Genomic DNA, 20276 nt, shown 5'->3' with positions numbered 1-20276 from the left:
GCTAGGCGGCAATGCTTGCGGAAGGCTTAACCAGGCCGATTCACCTGATCTTAAGCCGGCCGCCGGACAATTTGGCGGATGCAGATGGCCCTTGCCGAGAGTTCGAGTCAGACGATGCTGCCCCAGCGCAGGTCCGCGCAAGACGCGGCCACCTTCCGCACGCCCCGCCGAGTTCTGGTTGTCGACGACAGCCGGATGCAGCGCCGCATCCTCTCGGCGCAGCTCACCCGCGCCGGCTACGAGGTGATCGAGGCCGGCTCGGCCGAGGAGGCGATTGCGATCTGCGCCGAGATCGAGCCCGACATCGTCCTCTCCGACTGGATGATGACCGGCATGACCGGCATCGAATTCTGCCGCATCTTCCGCGGGATGGACCGCTCGGGCTATGGCTATTTCGTGCTGCTGACCTCGAAGAACGACAAGAACGATATCAGCTACGGGCTGGAAAGCGGCGCCGATGACTACCTGCCGAAACCGGTGAACGGGATGGAGCTGCGGGCGCGCCTCGCGGCGGGCGAACGGATCCTGACGATGGAGCGGGAGCTGCAGGAGAAGAACCGGATGCTCTCCTCCACCCTGCGCGAGTTGCAGGGGCTCTATGATTCGGTCGATCGCGACCTGACCGAGGCGTGCAAACTGCAGCAGAGCCTGGTGAAGGAGCGCTACCGTTCCTTCGGTTCGGCGCAGGTGTCGCTGATGCTGCACCCCTCGGGCCATGTCGGCGGCGATCTCGTCGGCTTCTTCCCGATCAACGCGCGCCGCCTCGGCCTTTACGGCATCGACGTCTCGGGCCATGGCATCACCTCGGCGCTGATGACGGCGCGGCTCTCGGGCTATCTCTCCGGCTCCTCGCCCGATCAGAACATCGCCCTGATCCAGACCGAATACGGCATCTACGACGCCCGCGACCCGGCCGAGCTTGCCGCCTTCCTGAACGCGCTGGTGCTGCAGGAGATGTCGACAGACAGCTACTTCACCCTGATCTATGCCGATGTCGACCTGGTCTCGGGCCGGGTGGCGCTGGTGCAGGCGGGCCACCCCTACCCGGCGGTGCAGCGCAAGAGCGGCGAGATCGAATTCCTCGGCACCGGCGGCATGCCGATCGGGCTGATCGACGACGCCGAATACGAGACCATCACCACCCAGCTCGCCCCCGGCGACCGGCTGCTGCTCGCCTCGGATGGCATCACCGAAGCCTCGAGCCAGCATGGCCTGCTGCTCGCCGAGGACGGGCTCGCCCGGATCATGCGCAGCTGTGCCAGCCTGCGCGGCCCCGCCTTCCTTGACGCCTTCTATGCGGATCTCGAGAAATTCACCGGCGGACAGCTGAGCGATGACGTCTCGGCCATCCTGTTCGAGTTCGACGGCGCCAAGCAGAACGCCGACTAGCGCGCCGCGCCTTGCAGAACCTGCGCCAGGAAATGCCGGTCGCCTTCGCTGGCAAGCAGGTCGATCGCAGCCTCGGGCGCGGCCCAGACGGCGCTGTGGCCCGGCTCGCTCGGCGGGCCGCGGCGCAGCACCGGGCGGGCCAGGTACACGGTGCAGATCTTCTCGGCCCAGCGGTCATATTCGGGCATGTAGGTGAAGCGGCGATAGGCGCCGAGCCGCCGTGCGGCACCGATCGACCAGCCGGTCTCCTCGAACACCTCGCGGTGCAGCGCCTGCAGCGCGCCCTCGCCCGGGTCGATGCCGCCGCCCGGCAGCTGGAACTCGGGATGTGGCCGCGACTGATGGGTGATCAGCACCCGGCCCGCGCGCATCAGCACCGCATAGGCCCCCGGCCGTGGCCGATAGGTCTGCCCCCGCACGATCGCCTCTCCGAACCGCCGCATCCTGCCCTCCTGTGCTGCGCCCCCTTGGTCGAAAGGTTGCCGCGCCTATATAGGCAGGGTATGGCAGCCCAAGGGCTGAACGAAAACCCCCGGGAAATACATGACCACGCTTTCGCAAATCGCATGGGACGATACCGTCCTGCCGTTCCAGCTCGACCGTTCCGACGTGCGCGGCCGCATCGCGCGCCTTGACGGCGTTCTGGAGCAGGTGCTCGCACAGCACAATTACCCGCCGATGGTCGAGGCCCTGGTGGCCGAGGTCGCGCTGCTCACCGCGCTGATCGGCCAGACCATCAAGCTGCGCTGGAAACTCTCGATCCAGGTGCGCGGCAACGGCCCGATCCGCATCCTCGCCACCGATTACTATGGCCCCGGCGAAAATGGCGAACCCGCCCGCATCCGCGGTTGGGCGAGCTTCGATGCCGACCGGCTCGACCCCGACGCGCCGCCCTTCGCGCAGATCGGCGAGGGCTATTTCGCCATCCTGATCGACCAGGGCGAGGGCACGCTGCCCTATCAGGGCATCACGCCCCTCGACGGCGGCTCGCTGACCGCCTGCGCCGAGACCTATTTCGCGCAGTCCGAACAGCTGCCCACGCGGTTCGAACTGGCCTATGGCCGCTCGATCCTGCCCGGTCAAGGCGAGCGCTGGCGGGCGGGCGGCGTGATGCTGCAGATGATGCCCGCCGTTGCCGGCGTGGCGCGCGAGGGGTCGGGGGAGGGTGGGCTTCTGCGCCACACCGACATCCTTGCCGGCGAGGAGGACGAGAACTGGGTCCGCGCCAACGTGCTGCTCGACACCGTCGAGGACATGGAGCTGATCGGCCCGGGCGTCGAACTGACCGGCCTGCTGGTGCGGCTGTTCCACGAGGAAGTGCCGCGCGTCTTCGATCCGCAGCGGGTGGAGTTCGGCTGCACCTGCTCGGCCGAGCGGGTGCGCGACAGCCTGGCGATCTATTCCGCCAAGGACATCGGCCACATGACCACCGAAGACGGCAAGGTCACCGCCGATTGCCAGTTCTGCGGCGCACATTACGAGTTCGACCCCGCCTCGCTCGGCTTCGAGGCGACGGTGAACCCCGACGGCACGCCGAAGGCGGCTGCCGATGAGTGACCCTTTCGCCCCGGTTCTGGCCGCCCTGGCCCGTCCGGGGCGGCCCTCCTCGGATTACGACCTGAACCCGGACGTCGTCCTGCCCGAGGGGCGCAAGCTGCGCCCGGCGGGGGTTCTGGTGGCGCTCGAGGAACACGAGGCGGGGCTGCGGCTGTGGCTGACGAAGCGCAGCTCGCATCTGCGCCACCACCCCGGCCAGATCGCCTTTCCGGGCGGCAAGGTCGAAAGCGGCGATCCGAGCGCGGCGATGGCCGCGCTGCGCGAGGCGCGCGAGGAAATCGCCCTGCCCCCCGAGAATGTCGAGATCCTCGGCACGCTCGATCCGCACGAGACCGTGACCGGCTTTCTCGTCACCCCGGTGATCGCCCGCGTCGCCCGCCCCTTCGTGCCGCAGGCCGAACCCGGCGAGGTCGAGGAGATCTTCACCGTGCCCTTCGCCCATGTCGCGAACCCTGCGCACTTCCGCATCGAGAAGCGGCGCTGGCGCGGCACCTGGCGCAGCTATTACGTCGCGCCCTTCGGCCCCTATTACATCTGGGGGGCAACCGCGCGGATCCTGCGCGCGCTGAGCGACCGGATGGCGCCATGAGGCTGACCGGCGCCTGGATCGAGGCCGCGCATGTGCAGCGGGTTCTGGCGCTGCTCGAGGCGGGCGGGCATCTGGCCTTCCTGGTCGGCGGCTGCGTGCGCAATGCCGCCCTGGGCACCGCGGTCTCGGACATCGACATTTCCACCGATGCGCGGCCCGAGCGGGTCGTGGCGCTGGCCGAGGCCGCCGGGCTGCGCGCCGTGCCGACCGGGATCGAGCATGGCACGGTCACCGTGATCGCCGATCACGAGCCGCACGAGATCACCACCTTCCGCCGTGACATCGAGACCTTCGGCCGCCACGCCACCGTCGCCTTCTCGACCCGGATCGAGGAGGACGCGGCGCGGCGCGACTTCACGATGAACGCGCTTTACGCCCGCGCCGACGGCACCGTGCTCGACCCGCTGGGCGAGGGGCTGGCCGATCTGGCCGCGCGCCGGCTGCGCTTCGTCGGCGAACCCACGCAGCGCATCCGCGAGGATTACCTGCGCATCCTGCGCTTCTTCCGCTTCACCGCCTGGTATGGCGCGCCCGAAGAGGGCTTCGATGCCGAAGGGCTGGCCGCCTGCGCGATGCTCGCCGAGGGAATCGAGCGGCTGTCGCGCGAGCGGGTCGGCCACGAGATGCGCAAGCTTCTGGGCGCCCCAGACCCCGCGCCCGCCATCGCCGCGATGGCCACGACCGGCATCCTGCCGCATGTGCTGCCCGGCGCCGATCCGGCGGGGCTTGCGCCGCTTGTTCACCTCGAGGCCGGGCTGCCCGCCGACCCGATCCGCCGGCTGGCGGTGCTGGGCGGCACCGATCCTGCCGAGCGGCTGCGGCTGTCGAAGCCCGAGGCGCGGCGGCTCGAACGGCTGCGCGAGGGCGCGCTCTCGGGCGCGGGGCCGGCGGTTCTGGGCTATCGGCTGGGCGCGCGCGACGGGCTCGATGCGGTGCTGATCCAGGCCGCGCTGACCGGCATGCCGCCCGCGGAAACCAGCAGGAACAGGGTCGAATTCGGTGCGGCGCAACGCTTCCCGGTGCAGGCCGCCGACCTGATGCCCGCACTTCAGGGCGCGGCGCTTGGCGCCCGTCTGAAGGAGCTCGAGGCGCGCTGGATCGCCTCGGGCTTTGCCCTCGACCGCGCCGCCCTTCTGGGCTGAGCCCTTTCCCCCGGCCGCCCCGCCCCTATATTCGGCGGGCAGAAAGGGTTTTCGATGATCGACGCATTCCGCCCCGCCGAGGGGCCGCCGCCGCAGCGCCTTGGCGCCTTCTTCCGCTGGTGCCTGCGCGGGGCCTGGCCCGCGATCTGGGTCTCGGGCTTCTTCTCGGCCGCCGCCGGCACGATGGAGGTCGCCGCCGCTTGGCTGCTGGGCCTGGTCATCGACAGCGCCACCGGCACCCCGGGGCCGAGCTACCTGCAAGACAACTGGGCGCTGCTGCTGGCCTTTCCGCTGTTCTATCTGGTGATCCGGCCGGCGGCCTTCGGGCTCTCCACCTGGTCGTCGAACATGCTGATCGGGCCGAATGTTCTGCCGCTCGTGCTGTCGCGGCTGCACCGCTGGACGATGGGTCAGGCGGTCACCTTCTTCGACAACGACTTTGCCGGCCGCATCGCGCAAAAGCAGATGCAGACCGCCCGCGCCGTCACCGACACCGTGTCCGAGGTGATCGGCACGGTGTTCTTCGCGCTGGCCTCGATCGTCGGCTCGGTGGTGCTGCTGGCCGGCATCGACGGCTGGGGCGCACTCGCGCTCGCGCTCTGGCTGGTGGCCTATCTGGCGCTGATCCGCAGCTTCCTGCCGCATGTGCGCGGCCGGTCGAAGGCGCGGGCCTCGGCCCGGGCGATGGTCACCGGGCAGGTCGTCGACACCATCACCAACATCAAGACGGTGAAGCTCTTCGCCCATGCCGAGCACGAGGACCGCGCCGCGCTTGGCGCGATGGAGACCTTCCGCGACCGCGCCCGCGACTTCGGCGTCACCAGCACCTGGTATCGGCTGTCGCAGATCACCTTCTCGGGGCTGTTGCCGATCCTGCTCGTCGGCGGTGCCATCCTGATGTGGCAAAAGGGCGCCGCGACCCCCGGCGACATCGCTGCGGCCGGCGCCATCGCCATCCGCATCGCGCAGATGTCGGGCTGGGTGTCGCAGGCGCTGATGGCGATGTGGGGCAATGTCGGCGAGGTCGAGGACGGCATGCGCACCCTGACCCCGGCGCATGAGCTGACCGACGCCCCCGGCGCGCTGACGCTGGACCGGGTGCGCGGCGAGATCGTCTTCGACCACGTCTCCTTCGCCTATGGCCGGCAGGCGGGCGGGCTCGATGACGTCACCCTGACCATCCGCCCGGGCGAGCGCATCGGCATCGTCGGCGCCTCGGGGGCGGGGAAATCGACCCTCGTCGCGCTGCTGTTGCGGCTTTACGACACCGAGAAGGGCGCGGTGCGCGTCGACGGCCACGACCTGCGCGAAGTGACGCAGGAATCCCTGCGCCGGCAGGTCGGCATGGTCACGCAGGAGACCGCGATGTTCAACCGCTCGGCGCGCGAGAACATCCTTTACGGCCGCCCCGACGCGACCGAGGCCGAGATGATCGCCGCCGCGAAGGCCGCCGAGGCCGACGAGTTCATCCGCGGCCTGGTCGATTTCCAGGGCAACCGCGGCTATGACGCGGCGCTTGGCGAGCGTGGCGTGCGGCTCTCGGGCGGACAGCGGCAGCGCATCGCGCTCGCCCGCGCCTTCCTCAAGAACGCGCCGATCCTGGTGCTGGACGAGGCGACCTCGGCACTCGACAGCGAGGTCGAGGCGCAGATCCAGGAGGCGCTGACCCGGGTGATGGAGGGCAAGACCGTGCTTGCCATCGCGCACCGGCTGTCGACCATCGCCGAGATGGACCGCATCGTCGTGCTCGACCGCGGCCGCATCGTCGAACAGGGCAGCCATGCCCAGCTGCTGGTGGCGCAGGGGCTCTATGCCCGCTACTGGAGCCGGCAATCGGGCGGCTTCCTCGGCACCGAGGAGGACACGGCCGGGGAGGAGGCCGCGCAATAGCGATGGCGCGGCGGGCCCGGCTTTGCTACTTCCCGCGCAAAGGAGCCCCGCCATGACGCTGACCATCGATCGCCTTTCGCTGCACGCAGACGGGGTTGCCCGCGGCCCCGAGGGCACCGTGCATGTCGCCATGGTCCTGCCCGGCGAGGAGGTCGAGGGCGAGGTCGAGGCCGGCCGCATCGCCGCGCCGCGCATCCTCACCCCCTCGGCCGACCGGGTGAAGCCGCCCTGCCCGCATTATCGCGCCTGCGGCGGCTGCGTGCTGCAGCATGGCTCGGACGGGTTCGTCGCCGGCTGGAAGGCCTCGGTGGTGCTGAATGCGCTCGCACAGCGCGGCATCGAGGCGACGGTCGCCCGGGTCGAGACCTCGCCCGAATTCTCGCGCCGCCGCGCCACGCTTGCGGGCCGGCGCACGAAGAAGGGCACGCTTGTGGGCTTTCACGCCCGCGCCTCGGACACGCTGGTCGAGGTGCCCGGCTGCCGCATCCTGCGCCCCGAACTGCTGGCGATGGTGCCCGCGCTGCACGAGGCCACCGCGCTTGGCGCCTCGCGCAAGGGCGAGATCGCCTTCGCCCTGACCCTGAGCGAGGCCGGGGTCGAGATCGCCGCGAAGGGCGGCAAGGAGATCGACCCGCAGCTCTTCGAGGCGCTCGCGGACCTTGCCCGGCGCCACGACCTTGCCCGGCTGAGCTGGGGCGAGGAAACCGTCGCCGCCCGCCGCCCGGCGCAGCAGGTCTTCGGCCGCGCCCGCGTCACCCCGCCGCCCGGCGCCTTCCTGCAGGCAACCGCCGAGGGCGAGGCGGCGCTGGTGGGCTTCGTGCGGCAGGCCGTGGGCAAGGCCGCCCGCGTCGCCGATCTGTTTGCCGGCTGCGGCACCTTCGCCCTGCCGCTCGCCGAGACCGCCGAGGTCCACGCCGTCGAGGGCGAGGCGGCGATGCTCGCGGCACTCGATCGCGGCTGGCGCGAGGCACAGGGCCTCAAGCGTGTCACCCACGAGGCGCGCGACCTGTTCCGCCGGCCGCTGCTGCCCGACGAGATCGACCGCTTCGATGCGGTGGTGATCGACCCGCCCCGCGCCGGCGCCGAGGCCCAGATCGGCGAGATCGCCGCCTCGCGACTCGGCCGGCTGGTGCATGTCTCGTGCAACCCCGTCACCTTCGCGCGCGACGCCCGCCGTCTGCTGGATGCCGGTTTTTCGCTCGAAGACCTGATCGTTGTCGATCAATTCCGCTGGTCCGCGCATGTCGAGCTTGCCGCACGGTTCGAACGGCGCTAGGGGCTTCGCGCGATCCGAGAATTGTGCTAGGGTCAGCGAAAAATGAGCAGCAGATAACAGGCATGAACATGCACCGGCGCACGCTTCTTGCGGGACTTTCGACCGTTCCGTTCCTCTCCGCCTGTGGCGGGGATTCGAGCAAGTTTCAACGCTATTCCGGCCCGCCCGTGACCCAGGTCCAGGTGCACAAGGCCCAGCGGGAGATGTATCTGATCTCGGGCGACAAGGTCGTGCGCGACTACAAGGTCGCGCTTGGCGGCAACCCGGTCGGGCGCAAGCAGTTCGAGGGCGACGGCCGCACCCCCGAGGGGCTTTACTATATCAACCGCCGCAATCCGAATTCGGCCTATCACCTGTCGCTCGGCATTTCCTATCCGAACGATCAGGACCGCGTCTTCGCCGAATCGCTCGGCCGCAAGCCCGGTGGCGACATCTTCATCCATGGTCGCGCCGGCAAGGACGGCGGCCGCCAGGACTGGACCGCCGGTTGCGTCGCCGTGACCGACCCCGAGATCGAAGAGATCTACGCCATGGTCAACACCGGCACCCCGGTCTTCCTGATGCCCTGAGGGGCGGGCAGACCCCGGAAATGAAAAAGGGCCCCGCGGGGCCCTTTTTCATGCGCCGTCGGTGGCGGACCGGGCTCAGTTGTGCCCGGTCACCATGGTCCACCAGATCTTGCCCGACGGTTCCTGATACCAAGCAAAGCCCATCTCGGTCGCCGAAGGGTTCAGGATCACATCGCGGGTGTCGGCCAGGCTCATCCAGGCCGAGAGCGTCTCAGTCTCGGTCTCGTAGGTCTCCGAGATGTTCTCGCCCACCACCTCGCCGGTGAAGCCCTGTCGGCGCGCCCGGTCGAGCGGCGAGGAGCCATCCGAGCCCCAGTGCCACGGCCGGTTCTGCTGCGCCATGTCCTGTGAATGCGCTGCTGCCGCCGCCATCAGCTGCGGGTTCAGCGCGACGGGCGCGGTGCCGCGCGCGGCGCGCAGCGAGTTCACCGCCTCGAGCACACGACCGGGGATTTCCTTCCCGACCTTCGAGGTGATCTGGTACACCTGCGGCAAGGGCTTACCGTCAGGGCCGAGTTCGGGCCCCGAGGGCTGGCAGGCGGCCACTGCCATCACGGCAAGCAGCATCAGGGCTTTCACGCTGGTCATTCTCTGTCCCCTGGAATTTCAGCGCCGAGCCTTACACCGCGGGCCGAGGCCACGCAAACCCACAGTTGCGTGAAATCACCTAATGACGATGGTTTGATTTGCACCTGCGGCAAAGGCGCACTAATGCTGCGCGCGAAGCGGCCGCGGGACTCGGCCGCAAGCGGAGTTGACCCATGACCATCGCGCGCAAAACGCTTGATCGTCGCGCTTTCCTCGGCACTGCAGCGCTCGCCGGGGCAAGCCTTGCTGCCCCTGCCGTGTTCGCCCAGACGCCCGACGCCGGCCTCGAGAGCTTCGAGGAATCGGCGAACACCAACATGCGCCGCAACATCTCGAGCTTCCGCGAGCTCGACTGGCACGACTATTTCAGCAACACCACGAACGGCGCCATCCTCGTCGACACGGTCTCGCGGTGTCTGCATTTCTGGTCCGCCGACCAGTCGGTCTACAAGCTCTACCCGACCTCGGTTCCGGTCTCGGACGAGCTGACCCGCCGCGGCCGCACCGAGGTGATCCGCAAGGTCGAGGGCCCGACCTGGTCGCCCACCCCCTCGATGAAGCAGCGCAACCCCGACTGGCCGGATTTCGTGCCCGCGGGCCCGGACAATCCGCTTGGCACCCATGCGCTCTATCTCAGCTGGCAGTATTACCGCATCCACGGCACCCACGACACCCGCAAGATCGGACGCAAGTCGTCGAACGGCTGCATCGGTCTTTACAACCAGCACATCAAGGAACTCTACGGCCTGACCAAGGTCGGCACCCAGGTCGTGCTGATCTGACCCCACGCCGCAAGCCGGATGCGAAAGGGCCCCTCGGGGCCCTTTTTCATGGCCGGCTCAGCTGTAGGTGCGCTCGCGCAGGTCGACGCGCTGCAGCATCTCGTTGCAGGCCTTCACCAGCGCCGCCTCGGCATCCGACAGCCGCCGGCGCGGGTTGGTCAGCAGGTAGATGTTCACCAGCGGCAGCTCGTCATAGGGCGGCAGCTGGCGCAGCAGGCCCTGGCTGACGTCCGCCCGCGCCACATGCAGCGGCAGCGCGCCGATGCCGACATTCGACACGATCATCCGCCGCAGCTCCAGCAGGTTCGACGACACCCCGCTCCAGCGCGTGGAGATCTTGGCGCGCAGCCGCAGCCGGGTGACGGGCTCGAGCGCACCGCCCTCGACCTCGGTCTGGAACGACACCGCGCGCTCGTCCTCGAGTTCGGACAGGGTGATCTGCGGCTGATGGAACAGCCGGTGATGCGGGCCGCAGAACAGGCCGAAATATTCGCGATACAGCACCTGCGCCTGCAATTCGGGCGGAATCCGGTTCAGCAGGCAGATCCCGAGCGAAGCACGGTTCTGGCTGATCCGGCTGACGACATCGTCGCTTTCCGCCACGGTGATCGAGAAGGTGACCTTCGGCTGACGCTCGGTGAAGGCGCGCAACACCTCGTCGAAATGCTCGGACACCACATGCGAGGTGGTGGCGATGGCGATATGGCCGCGCAGCTCGGTGCTGCCGGTTTCGAGCAGCGAGGGCAGCTGCGACACCGCCCCGAAGATCGAGGAGCATTCGGCATAAAGCAGCTGCCCGGCGCGTGTCACCCTGAAATCATTTGGCTTTCGCACGATCAGCTGATGCCCCGCGCTGTCCTCGAGCCGCTTCAGCGCCGAGGAGATCGTGGGCTGTTTCAGCCCCAGGAAATCGGCCGCGCGGGAAATGCCGCGTTGCTCCACCACCACCATGAAGGTGCGCAGCAGGTTCCAGTCGAGGGTCCAGGGGAAACGCTGTTCGTAGGGCCTGACCATAGATCTTATCTATATTGAGAATTCTCATTACTTATTTGCGTAATACTGCGCGACGTGCAACCTCCATCACAGCGCGGCCCCGATGCCGCGGCGCAAAATCACCAAGAGTCGCCGCACCGACGGCGTCCCCCAACAGGAGAGTGCACGAAATGACCAGCCGCAGAAGTTTTCTCAAATCCGCCCTCGTTGCGGGCGTGGCGCTCGGCCTTGCAGGTCCGGCCGCGGCCGACGAGCTTGCCACGCTGAAGGACAAGGGCGTGCTGCGCATCGCCATGTCGGGCGCCTACCCGCCCTTCAACTTCGTCGACGACAGCAACCAGGTCGTCGGCTTCGACCCGGCGATCGGCGCCGAGATCGGCAAGCGCATGGGCCTGAAGGTCGAGATCGTCACCACCGCCTGGGACGGCATCATCGGCGGGCTGCTGGCGAACAAGTACGACGCCATCGTCGGGTCGATGTCGATCACCGACGAGCGCAAGCAGGTCGTCGATTTCGTCGGCCCCTATTACCGGATGCGCCGCGGCATCTTCGTCGCCAAGGACAGCAAGATCGCCACGCTCGACGACCTGAAGTCGGCGACGCTCGGCGCCACGCTGGGCGAGACGCACGAGCAATGGGCGCGCGAGGCGGGCTACAAGGTGCGCACCTACAAGGGCCTGCCCGAACTGCTGATGGAGCTCGAGCACGGCCGCGTCGACGCGATCGTGAACGACGACATCCCGGTGCTGCTGGCGATCCGCAGCCAGGATGCGCCGGTGCGCCAGCTCGAGGTCGAGCTGCCGGGCGTCGCCGACGAGGCCGGCATCGCCATCCGCAAGGGCAACCCCGAGCTGCACAAGGCGATGCAGGACGCGCTTGACGCGATGCAGGCCGACGGCACCTATCTGGCGATCGCGCAGAAATGGGTGGGCGGCGACATCCGCTGACGCCCGCCCCCGCCCGCATCGCCCGGCCCTTCGCGCCCGGGCGGTGCGCCGCGTCCGATCCCCCAAGCGACAGGTCCGCCCGTCATGGACACAGATCTCATCCTGAAGGTCACTCCCTTCTTCCTGCAGGCCGCCGTCATCACCGTCGAGCTCTCGGTGCTGACCGTGCTGATCGGGCTTGCCTGCGGCGCGCTCGGGGCTGCGGCGCGGCTCTCGCGTCACGCCGCCCTGCGCTTTCTCGGCGCCGCCTATGTCAGCGTGATCCGTGGCACGCCGGCGCTGATCCAGCTGTTCCTGCTCTATTTCGGCGGGCCGCAGATCGGCATTCAGCTCGACGCCTTCTCGGCCGGGGTGATCGGTCTCGGCATCAACATCGGCGCCTACATGACCGAGACGATGCGCGGCGCGATCGTCGCCGTCGATCACGGTCAGGCCGAAGCCGCCCGCACATTGGGCCTCTCGCGCGCACAGGCCTTCCGCAAGGTGGTGCTGCCACAGGCGCTGCGGCTGATGATCCGCCCGCTTGGCGTCAACATCAACGCACAGATCAAGGCCACCGCCCTCGTCTCGGCGATCTCGGTGATCGAGCTGACCTATACCGCGCAGCGCTATATCGGCTCGACCTACAAGCCGTTCGAGATGTTCCTGCTGGCGGGCGTGCTTTACCTCGCGATCATCACCGTGACCGGCAAGGTCATCGCCGCCCTCGACCGCCGGGTGCGCCTGCCATGAGCCGCGCCCGCCTTCTCCTTCAGCCGAAAGGTGCACGCCATGGGGCTTGATTTCTCCATCGTGCCGTCCTTCGCCGGGCCGCTGCTGCTCGGGGCGCTCTGGACGGTGCTGCTGACCGTTGTCTCGGCGGTGCTCAGCTTTCTGGGCGGCATCGCACTTGCTGTGATCGCGCTTTACGGGCCTTGGGCGATCCGCCTGCCCGCGCGGTTTATCGCCTGGCTCTTCATGGGCACGCCGCTGCTGCTGCAGCTGTTCCTGATCTATTTCGGCCTCGTGCAGATCGGCATCGACCTGCCCGCCTTCGTCGCCGGGGTGATCGGGCTGGGCCTGCATTACGCGGTCTACAATTCCGAGCTGATCCAGACCGCAATCCTTGCCGTCGACCGCGGCCAGATGGAGGCCGCCCGTACCCTTGGCCTGTCGCGGCCGCAGGCACTGGTGCGGGTCGTCGTACCGCAGGCGGTGCGCGCGGTGGTGCCGCCGATCGGCAACAACATGATCGCGCTGCTCAAGGACTCCGCCCTCGTCTCGGTGATCGGGGTGGCCGAGCTGACCCTTGCCGCGCAGCTCGCCATCGGCCGCACCTATCGCGCCTTCGAGTTCTACGCCGCGGCCGCGGTTCTCTACTACGTCATCAACCTCGGGATGGAAGCCGTCCTGCGCCGGATCGAACGGCGCATCCGGCTCTCCCGCTGAGAGATCGGAAGCGACATGACCCAGACCCCCTTCGTCGAAATCCGCCACGCGCAGAAATCTTATGGCACGCTCGAGGTGCTGCGCGACGTCAACCTGACGGTGAACCGCGGCGAGATCGTCGCGATCATCGGCCCCTCCGGCTCGGGCAAGTCGACGCTTCTGCGCGCGATCAACGATCTGGATCCGCTCAGCGCGGGCGAGGTGCTGCTGGAGGGGGTGCAGGTGAACAAGACCCTGCCGCCCCGCGCGTACGAGGCGCATATCAACGAGATGCGCCAGCACATCGGCATGGTGTTTCAGCACTTCAACCTGTTCCCGCATCTGACTGTGCGGCAGAACGTGACGATGGCGCCGAAGCTGCTGAAGCGGCTTGGCGAGGCCGAGGCGAACCGGCTGGCCGAGGAACAGCTCGCCCATGTCGGCATGCTGGAACGGATCGACTATTACCCCTCGCAGCTGTCGGGCGGGCAAAAGCAGCGCGTCGCGATCGCCCGGGCGCTGGCGATGAAACCCAAGCTGATGCTGTTCGACGAGGCGACCTCGGCGCTCGACCCCGAACTGGTCGAGGAGGTGAATCAGGTGATGAAGCGCCTCGCCGAGGAACACATGACGATGATCATCGTGACCCACGAGATGGATTTCGCCGCCTCGGTCTGCGACCGCGTGATCTTCATGGACGGCGGTGTCGTCGTCGAAGAGGGCCCGCCCTCGGTGGTCTTCAGGACCCCCACACAGGAGCGGACCCGAAACTTCCTGCGCAAATATCTCGAAGGTGCAAAATGACCGAGAGCCAGTCCCATCTGTTCTACCAGTCGCGCCAGCCGCGCCCCTTCCTCGACCACGGCGAGGGGATCTATCTCTTTGACGAGAGCGGCAAGCGCTACATCGACGGCTCGTCGGGGGCGATGGTGTCGAACATCGGGCATTCGAACCCGACGGTGCTCGCGAAGATGAAGGCGCAGATGGACCGCGCCACCTTCGGCTACCGGCTGCATTTCCGCACCCGCCCCTCCGAGGATCTGGCCGCGCGTCTGGCCGCGCGCATGCCCGCGGGGCTCGACCGGATCTTCTTCGTCTCGGGCGGCTCCGAGGCAGTGGAGACGGCCGAGAAGCTCGCCCGGCAATATGCCGTCACCCAGGGCCAGCACAGCCGCTGGAAGGTGATCTCGCGCAGCCCCGCCTATCACGGCGGCACGCTTGGCGCGCTGGCGCTGACCGGGGGCAAGCTGTTCGCCGGCCCCTTCGCGCCGATGTTCCGCGAGATGCCGCATGTGAAGGCGCCGCAGACCTATCTCGACCTCGACAACCTGACCGAGGAGGCGCGCGGCATCCGCTATGCCGAGATGCTGCGCGAGCGGATCGAGGCCGAGGGCCCCGAGACCGTGCTTGCCTTCATCATGGAGCCGGTGGGCGGCGCCTCGACCGGCGCGCTCGTCGCCCCCGACAGCTATTACACCCGGATCCGCGAGATCTGCGACGAATACGGCGTGATCCTGATCTATGACGAGGTGATGACCGGCGCCGGGCGCACCGGCACCTTCCTCGCCTGCGAGCACTGGGGCATCACCCCCGACATCGTGGCGATGTCGAAGGGGCTCGGCGCGGGCTATGCGCCGCTCGGTGCGGTGGCGGCACGCGCCGACATGGTCGAGGCGCTGCTCGATGCCGGCGGCTTCCTGCATGGTTTCACCTATGCCGGCAACCCGCTGGCCTGCGCCGCGGGGCTGGCCGTTCTCGACGAGATGGAAGAGCACGGGATCATCGAGCATGGCGCGCAGATGGGCGAGCTGCTGAAGGCCCGGCTCGAGGCGCTGATGGAGCGCTATCCCTTCATCGGTCATGTCCGCGGCAAGGGGCTGCTGCTGGCCTTCGAGATGGTCTCGGACCGCGCCACGATGGCGCCGCTGCCGAAGGAATGGAACGCCTACAGCGAGCTGGTGGAGCTCGCCTATGCGCGCGGGCTCATCATCTATTCGCGCCGCACCCGCGGCGGGGTCGAGGGCGACCATTTCCTCGTCTGCCCGCCGCTGATCATCACCGCGGCGCAGATCGACGAGCTGATGGCGATTCTGATCGACGCGCTCGATGCCTTCGCCGCGGCGCATGACCTGCCGGTGCAGCCGGAGGCCGCGGCGTGACCAGCCTTCCCGACAAGACCGCCTCGATCGAGGCGGCCATCGCCGCCGTCCCGGACGGCGCCACGATCATGGTGGGCGGCTTCGGCGTGCCCGGCACCCCCTTCACCCTGCTGCGCGAGCTGCTGCGGCAGGGGCAGACCGGGCTCACCCTGATCAAGAACGACGCCAACGAGACCGGCATGGGCCTTGATCACCTGATCGCCGCGGGCCGGGTGCGCAAGCTGATCGCCACCCATATCGGGCTGAACGCCCATGCCATCGCCGCGATGAACGAGGGCCGGCTGGAGGTCGAGTTCTGCGCGCAGGGCATTCTGGCCGAGCGCATCCGGGCGGGCGGCGCGGGCCTGCCCGCGATCCTGACCGACATCGGCCTCGACACCGAGCTTGCCGCCGGCAAGCAGCGCGTCGAGGTCGAGGGCCGCCCCCTGCTCGTCGAGACCGCGCTGCGTGCGGACGCGGCGCTGATCCACGCCGACCGCGCCGACCGTTTCGGCAACCTCGCCTATGTCGCCACGGCGCGGAACTTCAACCCGCTGATGGCGATGGCCGCGCGCCTCGTCATCGCCGAGACCGAGACGCTCCTGCCGCTCGGCGGGCTGCCCCCCGATGCGGTCGAGACCCCCGGCGTCTTCGTCGACCGGATCTGTCCGCTCACCGAGATCAGCGAGGAATACGGCGTTGTCAGACGATAAGACCCCCGACCCGCGCCGGCGCATGGTCGCCCGCGCCGCCCGCGAGATCGCACCGGGCATGGTGGTGAACCTCGGCATCGGCCTGCCCACCCAGGTGGTCGACCATCTGCCCGCGGGCTTCCCGGTCTGCCTGCACACCGAGAACGGCATGGCCGGCATCGGCCCGACACTGCCCGCGGCCGAGGCCGACCGCAACCTGATCGACGCCGGCGGCGCCTATGTCTCGCCGATCCCGGGCTCGGCCTATTTCGACAGCGCGGTGAGCTTTGCGCTGGTGCGCTCGGGTCGGCTCGACCTGACCATGCTCGGCGCCTTCGAGGTGGCCGAGACCGGCGATCTGGCGAACTGGAAGATCCCGGGGCGGTTCTCGCCGGGGGCGGGCGGGGCGATCGAGCTTGCGCAAAAGGCGCGGCGGGTGGTGGTGCTGACCACCCACACCGACCGCAAAGGCAACCCGAAGCTGTTGGCCCGCTGCACGCTGCCGCTGACCGCCACCGCGCACGTCGCGCGGATCTTCACCGATCTCGCGGTGGTCGACATCACCCCCGGGGGCTTCGCCCTGCGCGAACTGGCCCGCGGCATCACCGCGCGCGAGGTGCAGGAGGCGACCGGCGCCCCCCTCGCCCTGCCCGCAGGCGACATCCCGACATTCTGAGGCAAGAGAGCATGGACCCCGACCTTTCCACCCGCATCCTCTCGGCGGTCGACACGCTCTTCGAGCGCGAGATCGACTTCCTGTGCGAACTGACCGCGCATCCCTCGACCCGCGGCAACGAGCAGAGCGCGCAGGCCTTCATGGCAGACGAGATGGTGGCGCGCGGCCTTGCCGTCGACCATTGGCAGATCTCGCTCGACGAGATCCGCGACCAGCCCGGCTTCTCGCCCGTCCTCACCCCCTATGAGGACGCCTGGAACGTCGTCGGCAGCCACCGCAGCCGCAGCCGCAAGGGCCGCTCGCTGATCCTGAACGGCCATGTCGACGTGGTGCCGGCAGGCCCCGAGGAGATGTGGAGCACCCCGCCCTTCGCGCCCCGCGTCGAGGACGGCTGGCTTTACGGCCGCGGCGCAGGCGACATGAAGGCCGGGCTCGCCTCGAACCTCTTCGCGCTGGATGCGCTGCGCGCGCTCGGGCTGCAGCCGGCGGCCGATGTCTTCGTGCAATCGGTGGTCGAGGAGGAATGCACCGGCAACGGCGCCCTTGCCTGTCTGGTGCGCGGCTATCGCGCCGATGCGGCGCTGATCCCCGAACCCTTCGAGGAAAGCCTGGTCACCGCGCAGCTCGGGGTGATCTGGTGTCAGGTGCATCTGCGCGGTCTGCCGACCCATGTCGCCTATGCCGGCAGCGGCGCGAATGCGATCGAGGCGGCCTTCCCGCTGATCGAGGCCTTGCACGGGCTCGAGGCGCGCTGGAACGCCCCGGCCTGCCGCCATCCCGATTTCGCCCATGCGCATCACCCGGTGAACCTGAACATCGGCCGCATCACCGGCGGCGACTGGCCGAGCTCGGTGCCGGCCTGGTGCGTCTTCGACCTGCGCATCGCGGTCTATCCGGGGCAGGATCTGGCCACCGCCCGCGCCGAGATCGAGGCGGTGATCCGCGACGCCGCCCGCGCCAATCCCTTCCTGCGCGACGCCCTGCCCGAGCTCGTCTATCACGGCTTCATGGCCGAGGGGTATGCGCTCTCGGACGACGGTTCGGCCAAGGCCCGCGCCGCGATCGACACGATCGACCGCGCGCATCTGGGCGCCACCGGCGAGGCACTGCCGCGCCGCGCCATCACCGCCACCACCGACGCGCGCTTCTTCGGCCTCTATGCCGACACCCCGGCCATCGTCTATGGCCCCCGCGCCGAGGCGATCCATGGCTTCGACGAGCGCGTCGAGCTGGAAAGCCTCCGCCGCGTCACCCGCTCCACCGCCCTTTTCATCGCCGACTGGTGCGGCGTCGAACCCATCTGAGGACCCGAAGAATGCGCGAAGCCGTCATCGTCTCCACCGCCCGCACGCCGATCGGCAAGGCCTATCGCGGCGCCTTCAACGACCTCGAGGGGCCGGCGCTGGCCGCCCATGCGATCCGCGCCGCGGTCACGCGCGCGGGCCTCGAGGGCGGCGAGATCGAGGAGGCCATCCTCGGCTCGGCCCTGACCCAGGGCAGCACCGGGGTGAACGTCGCGCGCCATGCGGTGCTGGCCGCGGGCCTGCCCGACACGGTGGCCGCGGCGACCGTCGACCGGCAATGCGCCTCGGGGCTGAACGCGATCGCCGCGGCCGCGCACATGATCGCGGCCGAGGGGGTCGAGGTGGCGCTGGCCGGCGGGCTCGACAGCATCTCGCTGGTGCAGAACGCAAACTGGAACGGCACCCGCTACCGCTGCCCGGGGGTGCCAGACAGCTATTACATGACGATGATCGAGACCGCCGAGGTGGTCGCGCAGCGCTGCGGCGTCAGCCGCGCGGCGCAGGATGCCTATGCGCTGCAAAGCCAGGTGCGCACTGCCGCGGCCCAGGCCGCGGGCCGGTTCGCGGCCGAGATCGTGCCGGTCGAGGCCCTGCGCCGCGTCACCGACAAGGCGAGCGGCGAGACCCGGAGCGAGCCGGTGCGGCTCGAACAGGACGAGTGCAACCGCCCCGGCACCACGGCCGAGGGGCTGGCGGCGCTGGCCCCGGTGCTGGGCGCCGGGGGCTGCGTCACCGCCGGCAATGCGAGCCAGCTTTCCGACGGCGCCTCGGCCTGCGTGCTGATGTCGGCGGCCGAGGCGGCGCGGCGCGGGCTGAGCCCGCTGGGCGCGCTGCGCGGCTTTGCGGTGGCGGGCTGCGCACCCGAGGAGATGGGCCTTGGCCCGCTGCGCGCGATCCCGCGGCTTCTCGACCGCGCCGGGCTTCGCGTCGCGGACATCGACCTGTGGGAGATCAACGAGGCCTTCGCGGCGCAGCTTCTGCCCTGCCGCGACCGGCTCGGCATTCCCGACGAACGGCTGAACGTGAACGGCGGCGCGATCGCGATCGGCCATCCCTATGGCATGTCGGGCGCCCGCATGGCGGGGCACCTGCTGATCGAGGGCCACCGCCGCGGTGCGCGCCTTGGCGTCGTGTCGATGTGCATCGGCGGCGGTCAGGGCGCGGCGGGTCTGTTCGAGATCTTCTGAGCGGTCAGTCGATCCAGCCGGCGAGGTTTTCCTCGACCACTTCCATCAGCGCACGCACATGCGGTTCGTCGTCGTTGAGGCAGGGGATGTAGGTGAAACTCTCGCCGCCCGCATGCACGAAGGCCTCGCGGATCTCGCCGTTGATCTCCTCGAGCGTCTCGATGCAATCGGCCGAGAAGGCCGGCGAGATCACCGCGATGTTCTTCTTGCCGGCCTTCGCAAGCTCGGCCACATGCTCGACGGTATAGGGCTTGAGCCATTCCTCGCGGCCGAAAACCGACTGGAAGGTGGTGTCGATATCGCCCTTCTGCCAGCCAAGCCGTTCCCGCAGCAGGCGCGAGGTCTTCTGGCACTGGCAATGGTAGGGGTCGCCTTCCATCAGATAGCGCTTGGGCATGCCGTGATACGACGCCACCAGCACGTCGGGGCGGGCGGGCAGCGTGGCATAGACCCGCTCGACCGACTGCGCGAGCGCGTCGATATAGCTCGGCCGGTCGAAATATTCCGGCACGGTGCGGGCGGCGGGCGCGCGCTTTTGCGTCATCAGCGCGCGGAAGAAAGCGTCGTTCGCGGTGGCGCTCGTGGCGCCCGCGTACTGCGGGTAGAGCGGGAAGAACAGGATCTTCTCGCAGCCCGCCTGCACCATCCGCTCGACCACCGAGGCGGTCGAGGGATTGCCGTAACGCATGCAGAAATCGACCATCACGCCGGCGCCGAACCGCGCCTCGATCGCCTCGCGCAGCTTCGCCACCTGGTTTTTGGTGATCGTCATCAGCGGGCTTTCATTCGCCTCGGTGTTCCAGATCGAGCGGTAATTCGCCCCCGAGGTGAAGGGCCGCTTGGTCAGGATGATCAGTTGCAGAAGCGGCTGCCATTTCCACGAGGCGATGTCGATCACCCGCTTGTCGGAGAGGAATTCGTTCAGATAGCGCCGCATCGACCAGTAGTCGGTCGCATCCGGCGTGCCGAGATTGGCAAAGAGCACCCCGATCTTCGCTTGCGGCACCGGCGGGTGGTCTGCGGGGGCGTGGGCAAGGCGCGGGTTCGGGTCGATCTTCATCTCATGTCCTGTCGCTTCGGGAACCACCCCCGACTTATCGCGTTTTCCCCCCGGGTCAATGCGACCGTTGCAATCAGGACAAGATGACCT

21 protein-coding genes are annotated in these 20276 nt (G+C 68.8%); 17 read left to right on the top strand and 4 right to left on the bottom strand.

All coding sequences use genetic code 11. The features are described 5' to 3' along the window. Positions 1-114 precede the first annotated feature (114 nt). The gene (locus tag EOW65_RS09810) at positions 115-1389 is read left to right on the top strand and encodes a PP2C family protein-serine/threonine phosphatase (RefSeq protein ID WP_128149013.1); all 1275 of its coding nucleotides are present in this window, start codon (positions 115-117) and stop codon (positions 1387-1389) included. Here the strand turns inward: EOW65_RS09810 and EOW65_RS09805 are convergent. Next, the gene (locus EOW65_RS09805) at positions 1386-1832 is read right to left on the bottom strand and encodes an NUDIX hydrolase (protein ID WP_128148960.1); all 447 of its coding nucleotides are present in this window, start codon (positions 1830-1832) and stop codon (positions 1386-1388) included. The genes EOW65_RS09810 and EOW65_RS09805 overlap by 4 nt on opposite strands. Positions 1833-1932: 100 nt before the next feature. Between EOW65_RS09805 and hslO the strand changes: the two genes are divergently transcribed. The 6 genes from hslO to EOW65_RS09775 all read left to right on the top strand — a co-directional run bounded on the left by hslO (position 1933) and on the right by EOW65_RS09775 (position 8412). After that, complete coding sequence (hslO, locus tag EOW65_RS09800) at positions 1933-2946, top strand: Hsp33 family molecular chaperone HslO (RefSeq protein WP_128148958.1); 1014 nt, start codon at positions 1933-1935, stop codon at positions 2944-2946. Beyond that, positions 2939-3535: a CoA pyrophosphatase gene (locus EOW65_RS09795; protein WP_128148956.1), complete on the top strand. Its 597-nt coding sequence runs from the start codon at positions 2939-2941 to the stop codon at positions 3533-3535. The genes hslO and EOW65_RS09795 overlap by 8 nt, the downstream gene beginning before the upstream one ends. Further along, the gene (locus EOW65_RS09790; RefSeq protein ID WP_128148954.1) at positions 3532-4677 is read left to right on the top strand and encodes a CCA tRNA nucleotidyltransferase; all 1146 of its coding nucleotides are present in this window, start codon (positions 3532-3534) and stop codon (positions 4675-4677) included. Before EOW65_RS09795 ends, EOW65_RS09790 begins: the two co-directional genes overlap by 4 nt. 54 nt (positions 4678-4731) lie before the next feature. Beyond that, positions 4732-6567, top strand: coding sequence for an ABC transporter ATP-binding protein (locus EOW65_RS09785; RefSeq protein ID WP_128148952.1), 1836 nt, complete (start codon positions 4732-4734; stop codon positions 6565-6567). Between the two features lie 52 nt (positions 6568-6619). Beyond that, on the top strand, positions 6620-7843 hold the full coding sequence (locus EOW65_RS09780; protein WP_128148950.1) for a class I SAM-dependent RNA methyltransferase: 1224 nt from the start codon (positions 6620-6622) through the stop codon (positions 7841-7843). A gap of 68 nt (positions 7844-7911) precedes the next feature. Then, entirely contained in the window at positions 7912-8412 is a 501-nt protein-coding gene (locus EOW65_RS09775) for a L,D-transpeptidase family protein (protein ID WP_128149011.1), read from the top strand. 75 nt (positions 8413-8487) lie between these two features. On the opposite strand, the gene EOW65_RS09770 is transcribed toward EOW65_RS09775, so the two are convergent. Continuing rightward, entirely contained in the window at positions 8488-9000 is a 513-nt protein-coding gene (locus EOW65_RS09770) for a CAP domain-containing protein (RefSeq protein WP_128148948.1), read from the bottom strand. Positions 9001-9173: 173 nt separating this feature from the next. On the opposite strand from EOW65_RS09770, the gene EOW65_RS09765 reads away from it, so the two are divergent. Then, the gene (locus EOW65_RS09765; protein ID WP_128148946.1) at positions 9174-9782 is read left to right on the top strand and encodes a L,D-transpeptidase; all 609 of its coding nucleotides are present in this window, start codon (positions 9174-9176) and stop codon (positions 9780-9782) included. Positions 9783-9839: 57 nt separating this feature from the next. Here the strand turns inward: EOW65_RS09765 and EOW65_RS09760 are convergent, their stop codons facing one another. Then, a complete protein-coding gene (locus EOW65_RS09760; protein ID WP_128148944.1) occupies positions 9840-10796 on the bottom strand; it encodes a LysR family transcriptional regulator in 957 nt (318 codons plus the stop codon). Positions 10797-10945: 149 nt separating this feature from the next. On the opposite strand from EOW65_RS09760, the gene EOW65_RS09755 reads away from it, so the two are divergent. The 9 genes from EOW65_RS09755 (at position 10946) to EOW65_RS09715 (ending at position 19126) form a co-directional block, all read left to right on the top strand. Further along, complete coding sequence (locus EOW65_RS09755) at positions 10946-11722, top strand: transporter substrate-binding domain-containing protein (RefSeq protein WP_128148942.1); 777 nt, start codon at positions 10946-10948, stop codon at positions 11720-11722. A gap of 84 nt (positions 11723-11806) precedes the next feature. Further along, positions 11807-12454 (top strand): amino acid ABC transporter permease, encoded by a 648-nt coding sequence (locus tag EOW65_RS09750; protein ID WP_128148940.1) that lies wholly within the window; start codon positions 11807-11809, stop codon positions 12452-12454. A gap of 39 nt (positions 12455-12493) precedes the next feature. Beyond that, positions 12494-13150, top strand: a complete 657-nt coding sequence (locus tag EOW65_RS09745) for an amino acid ABC transporter permease (RefSeq protein WP_128148938.1) — start codon at positions 12494-12496, stop codon at positions 13148-13150. Between the two features lie 15 nt (positions 13151-13165). Continuing rightward, entirely contained in the window at positions 13166-13933 is a 768-nt protein-coding gene (locus EOW65_RS09740) for an amino acid ABC transporter ATP-binding protein (protein WP_128148936.1), read from the top strand. Then, positions 13930-15288, top strand: a complete 1359-nt coding sequence (locus EOW65_RS09735) for an aminotransferase family protein (RefSeq protein ID WP_128148934.1) — start codon at positions 13930-13932, stop codon at positions 15286-15288. The genes EOW65_RS09740 and EOW65_RS09735 overlap by 4 nt, the downstream gene beginning before the upstream one ends. Further along, on the top strand, positions 15285-15980 hold the full coding sequence (locus EOW65_RS09730; protein WP_128148932.1) for a CoA transferase subunit A: 696 nt from the start codon (positions 15285-15287) through the stop codon (positions 15978-15980). The genes EOW65_RS09735 and EOW65_RS09730 overlap by 4 nt, the downstream gene beginning before the upstream one ends. Then, positions 15967-16635: a 3-oxoacid CoA-transferase subunit B gene (locus tag EOW65_RS09725; protein WP_240664613.1), complete on the top strand. Its 669-nt coding sequence runs from the start codon at positions 15967-15969 to the stop codon at positions 16633-16635. Before EOW65_RS09730 ends, EOW65_RS09725 begins: the two co-directional genes overlap by 14 nt. A gap of 11 nt (positions 16636-16646) precedes the next feature. Beyond that, positions 16647-17939 (top strand): ArgE/DapE family deacylase, encoded by a 1293-nt coding sequence (locus tag EOW65_RS09720; RefSeq protein WP_128148930.1) that lies wholly within the window; start codon positions 16647-16649, stop codon positions 17937-17939. Between the two features lie 11 nt (positions 17940-17950). After that, positions 17951-19126, top strand: coding sequence for an acetyl-CoA C-acyltransferase (locus EOW65_RS09715; RefSeq protein WP_128148928.1), 1176 nt, complete (start codon positions 17951-17953; stop codon positions 19124-19126). A 4-nt stretch (positions 19127-19130) separates the two neighbouring features. Here EOW65_RS09715 and hemH read toward each other — a convergent pair whose 3' ends face one another. Beyond that, positions 19131-20186, bottom strand: coding sequence for a ferrochelatase (gene hemH / locus EOW65_RS09710; protein WP_128148926.1), 1056 nt, complete (start codon positions 20184-20186; stop codon positions 19131-19133). Positions 20187-20276: the final 90 nt, after the last annotated feature.

It is taken from the genome of Paenirhodobacter ferrireducens, assembly GCF_004022265.1.
Lineage (GTDB): Bacteria > Pseudomonadota > Alphaproteobacteria > Rhodobacterales > Rhodobacteraceae > Rhodobacter > Rhodobacter ferrireducens.
This window is presented reverse-complemented; position numbering and strand designations above follow the sequence as displayed.